The sequence below is a fragment of the Leclercia sp. M50 genome, assembly GCF_037150775.1.
Classification (GTDB): domain Bacteria; phylum Pseudomonadota; class Gammaproteobacteria; order Enterobacterales; family Enterobacteriaceae; genus Enterobacter.
Genome location: NZ_JBBCPK010000167.1, coordinates 1 through 5,276 on the forward strand (window position 1 = coordinate 1; position 5,276 = coordinate 5,276).

General features: G+C 53.2%; 2 tRNA genes and 3 rRNA genes. All 5 read left to right on the forward strand.

Annotated features, from left to right (window positions below):
• Positions 1-68 precede the first annotated feature (68 nt).
• Positions 69-1,608, forward strand: a 16S ribosomal RNA gene (locus WFM46_RS22635).
• Positions 1,609-1,678: 70 nt separating this feature from the next.
• Positions 1,679-1,755 (forward strand) — tRNA-Ile (locus WFM46_RS22640).
• Positions 1,756-1,791: 36 nt separating this feature from the next.
• A tRNA-Ala gene (locus tag WFM46_RS22645) sits at positions 1,792-1,867 on the forward strand.
• A gap of 195 nt (positions 1,868-2,062) precedes the next feature.
• Positions 2,063-4,966 (forward strand): 23S ribosomal RNA (locus WFM46_RS22650).
• A gap of 196 nt (positions 4,967-5,162) precedes the next feature.
• A 5S ribosomal RNA gene (gene rrf / locus WFM46_RS22655) occupies positions 5,163-5,276 on the forward strand; the annotation flags it as partial.

Below are 5,276 nucleotides of genomic sequence, written 5' to 3' on the forward strand. Positions count from 1 at the left end.
AAATGAATACCAAGTCTCTGAGTGAACACGTAATTCATTACGAAGTTTAATTCACGAGCATCAAACTTAAATTGAAGAGTTTGATCATGGCTCAGATTGAACGCTGGCGGCAGGCCTAACACATGCAAGTCGAACGGTAGCACAGAGAGCTTGCTCTCGGGTGACGAGTGGCGGACGGGTGAGTAATGTCTGGGAAACTGCCTGATGGAGGGGGATAACTACTGGAAACGGTAGCTAATACCGCATAACGTCGCAAGACCAAAGAGGGGGACCTTCGGGCCTCTTGCCATCGGATGTGCCCAGATGGGATTAGCTAGTAGGTGGGGTAATGGCTCACCTAGGCGACGATCCCTAGCTGGTCTGAGAGGATGACCAGCCACACTGGAACTGAGACACGGTCCAGACTCCTACGGGAGGCAGCAGTGGGGAATATTGCACAATGGGCGCAAGCCTGATGCAGCCATGCCGCGTGTATGAAGAAGGCCTTCGGGTTGTAAAGTACTTTCAGCGAGGAGGAAGGCATTGTGGTTAATAACCGCAGTGATTGACGTTACTCGCAGAAGAAGCACCGGCTAACTCCGTGCCAGCAGCCGCGGTAATACGGAGGGTGCAAGCGTTAATCGGAATTACTGGGCGTAAAGCGCACGCAGGCGGTCTGTTAAGTCAGATGTGAAATCCCCGGGCTCAACCTGGGAACTGCATTTGAAACTGGCAGGCTTGAGTCTTGTAGAGGGGGGTAGAATTCCAGGTGTAGCGGTGAAATGCGTAGAGATCTGGAGGAATACCGGTGGCGAAGGCGGCCCCCTGGACAAAGACTGACGCTCAGGTGCGAAAGCGTGGGGAGCAAACAGGATTAGATACCCTGGTAGTCCACGCCGTAAACGATGTCGACTTGGAGGTTGTGCCCTTGAGGCGTGGCTTCCGGAGCTAACGCGTTAAGTCGACCGCCTGGGGAGTACGGCCGCAAGGTTAAAACTCAAATGAATTGACGGGGGCCCGCACAAGCGGTGGAGCATGTGGTTTAATTCGATGCAACGCGAAGAACCTTACCTACTCTTGACATCCAGAGAACTTGGCAGAGATGCCTTGGTGCCTTCGGGAACTCTGAGACAGGTGCTGCATGGCTGTCGTCAGCTCGTGTTGTGAAATGTTGGGTTAAGTCCCGCAACGAGCGCAACCCTTATCCTTTGTTGCCAGCGGTTAGGCCGGGAACTCAAAGGAGACTGCCAGTGATAAACTGGAGGAAGGTGGGGATGACGTCAAGTCATCATGGCCCTTACGAGTAGGGCTACACACGTGCTACAATGGCGCATACAAAGAGAAGCGACCTCGCGAGAGCAAGCGGACCTCATAAAGTGCGTCGTAGTCCGGATTGGAGTCTGCAACTCGACTCCATGAAGTCGGAATCGCTAGTAATCGTAGATCAGAATGCTACGGTGAATACGTTCCCGGGCCTTGTACACACCGCCCGTCACACCATGGGAGTGGGTTGCAAAAGAAGTAGGTAGCTTAACCTTCGGGAGGGCGCTTACCACTTTGTGATTCATGACTGGGGTGAAGTCGTAACAAGGTAACCGTAGGGGAACCTGCGGTTGGATCACCTCCTTACCTTAAAGAACCTGCCTTTGTAGTGCTCACACAGATTGTCTGATGAAAATTAGCAGTAAAAAATCTCTGCAGGCTTGTAGCTCAGGTGGTTAGAGCGCACCCCTGATAAGGGTGAGGTCGGTGGTTCAAGTCCACTCAGGCCTACCAAATTTGCAACGCAAATTTGAAGAGATTGACCACGATGGGGCTATAGCTCAGCTGGGAGAGCGCCTGCCTTGCACGCAGGAGGTCTGCGGTTCGATCCCGCATAGCTCCACCATCTTTACTGCGAAAAACTGAAAACTTCAGAGTGTACCTGCGAAGGTGCGCTGCGAAGTTTTGCTCTTTAAAAATCTGGATCAAGCTGAAAATTGAAACGACACACTGTGTCTGTTCTCCGTAATAAGAACAGATGAAGGTGTGTTCGAGTCTCTCAGATTTTCACAACACGAAGTGAAACAGCTTCGGGTTGTGAGGTTAAGCGACTAAGCGTACACGGTGGATGCCCTGGCAGTCAGAGGCGATGAAGGACGTGCTAATCTGCGAAAAGCGCCGGCGAGGTGATATGAACCCTTGACCCGGCGATGTCCGAATGGGGAAACCCAGTGTGATTCGTCACACTATCGTTAGCTGAATACATAGGCTAACGAGGCGAACCGGGGGAACTGAAACATCTAAGTACCCCGAGGAAAAGAAATCAACCGAGATTCCCCCAGTAGCGGCGAGCGAACGGGGAGCAGCCCGGAGTCTGAATCAGCTTGTGTGTTAGTGGAAGCGTCTGGAAAGTCGCAGGGTACAGGGTGATACTCCCGTACACGAAAGCACACTTGCTGTGAACTCGAAGAGTAGGGCGGGACACGTGGTATCCTGTCTGAATATGGGGGGACCATCCTCCAAGGCTAAATACTCCTGACTGACCGATAGTGAACCAGTACCGTGAGGGAAAGGCGAAAAGAACCCCGGCGAGGGGAGTGAAAAAGAACCTGAAACCGTGTACGTACAAGCAGTGGGAGCACCTTCGGGTGTGACTGCGTACCTTTTGTATAATGGGTCAGCGACTTATATTCTGTAGCAAGGTTAACCGTATAGGGGAGCCGAAGGGAAACCGAGTCTTAACTGGGCGTTAAGTTGCAGGGTATAGACCCGAAACCCGGTGATCTAGCCATGGGCAGGTTGAAGGTTGGGTAACACTAACTGGAGGACCGAACCGACTAATGTTGAAAAATTAGCGGATGACCTGTGGCTGGGGGTGAAAGGCCAATCAAACCGGGAGATAGCTGGTTCTCCCCGAAAGCTATTTAGGTAGCGCCTCGTGAACTCATCTCCGGGGGTAGAGCACTGTTTCGGCTAGGGGGCCATCCCGGCTTACCAACCCGATGCAAACTGCGAATACCGGAGAATGTTATCACGGGAGACACACGGCGGGTGCTAACGTCCGTCGTGAAGAGGGAAACAACCCAGACCGCCAGCTAAGGTCCCAAAGTCATGGTTAAGTGGGAAACGATGTGGGAAGGCACAGACAGCCAGGATGTTGGCTTAGAAGCAGCCATCATTTAAAGAAAGCGTAATAGCTCACTGGTCGAGTCGGCCTGCGCGGAAGATGTAACGGGGCTAAACCATGCACCGAAGCTGCGGCAGCGACACTATGTGTTGTTGGGTAGGGGAGCGTTCTGTAAGCCTGCGAAGGTGTGCTGTGAGGCATGCTGGAGGTATCAGAAGTGCGAATGCTGACATAAGTAACGATAAAGCGGGTGAAAAGCCCGCTCGCCGGAAGACCAAGGGTTCCTGTCCAACGTTAATCGGGGCAGGGTGAGTCGACCCCTAAGGCGAGGCCGAAAGGCGTAGTCGATGGGAAACAGGTTAATATTCCTGTACTCGGTGTTACTGCGAAGGGGGGACGGAGAAGGCTATGTTGGCCGGGCGACGGTTGTCCCGGTTTAAGCATGTAGGCGGAGGTTCCAGGTAAATCCGGTACCTTGTTAACGCTGAGGTGTGATGACGAGGCACTACGGTGCTGAAGCAACAAATGCCCTGCTTCCAGGAAAAGCCTCTAAGCATCAGGTAACATCAAATCGTACCCCAAACCGACACAGGTGGTCAGGTAGAGAATACCAAGGCGCTTGAGAGAACTCGGGTGAAGGAACTAGGCAAAATGGTGCCGTAACTTCGGGAGAAGGCACGCTGATATGTAGGTGAAGCCCCTGCGGGTGGAGCTGAAATCAGTCGAAGATACCAGCTGGCTGCAACTGTTTATTAAAAACACAGCACTGTGCAAACACGAAAGTGGACGTATACGGTGTGACGCCTGCCCGGTGCCGGAAGGTTAATTGATGGGGTCAGCGGCAACGCGAAGCTCTTGATCGAAGCCCCGGTAAACGGCGGCCGTAACTATAACGGTCCTAAGGTAGCGAAATTCCTTGTCGGGTAAGTTCCGACCTGCACGAATGGCGTAATGATGGCCAGGCTGTCTCCACCCGAGACTCAGTGAAATTGAAATCGCTGTGAAGATGCAGTGTACCCGCGGCAAGACGGAAAGACCCCGTGAACCTTTACTATAGCTTGACACTGAACACTGGTCCTTGATGTGTAGGATAGGTGGGAGGCTTTGAAGCGTGGACGCCAGTCTGCGTGGAGCCATCCTTGAAATACCACCCTTTAATGGCTGGTGTTCTAACGTAGACCCGTGATCCGGGTTGCGGACAGTGTCTGGTGGGTAGTTTGACTGGGGCGGTCTCCTCCTAAAGAGTAACGGAGGAGCACGAAGGTCAGCTAATCCTGGTCGGACATCAGGAGGTTAGTGCAATGGCATAAGCTGGCTTGACTGCGAGAGTGACGGCTCGAGCAGGTGCGAAAGCAGGTCATAGTGATCCGGTGGTTCTGTATGGAAGGGCCATCGCTCAACGGATAAAAGGTACTCCGGGGATAACAGGCTGATACCGCCCAAGAGTTCATATCGACGGCGGTGTTTGGCACCTCGATGTCGGCTCATCACATCCTGGGGCTGAAGTAGGTCCCAAGGGTATGGCTGTTCGCCATTTAAAGTGGTACGCGAGCTGGGTTTAGAACGTCGTGAGACAGTTCGGTCCCTATCTGCCGTGGGCGCTGGAGAATTGAGGGGGGCTGCTCCTAGTACGAGAGGACCGGAGTGGACGCATCACTGGTGTTCGGGTTGTCATGCCAATGGCACTGCCCGGTAGCTAAATGCGGAAGAGATAAGTGCTGAAAGCATCTAAGCACGAAACTTGCCCCGAGATGAGTTCTCCCTGACCCTTTGAGGGTCCTGAAGGAACGTTGAAGACGACGACGTTGATAGGCCGGGTGTGTAAGCGCAGCGATGCGTTGAGCTAACCGGTACTAATGAACCGTGAGGCTTAACCTTACAACGCCGAAGCTGTTTCGGTGGGTTTGAGAAGATTTTCAGCATTGATTCAGAGTTAAGTACACAATAGTTTGCGCAGCAGCAAGGCGGCAAGCGAAGGAAAGGAAGGAGCATACTGAAGTATGTGACTGACTTTACGAGCGCGGCCAACGCGGCTGATGCGATAAAGTATTGCGTACAGAGCACCAAGAATTTGCCTGGCGGCTGTAGCGCGGTGGTCCCACCTGACCCCATGCCGAACTCAGAAGTGAAACGCCGTAGCGCCGATGGTAGTGTGGGGTCTCCCCATGCGAGAGTAGGGAACTGCCAG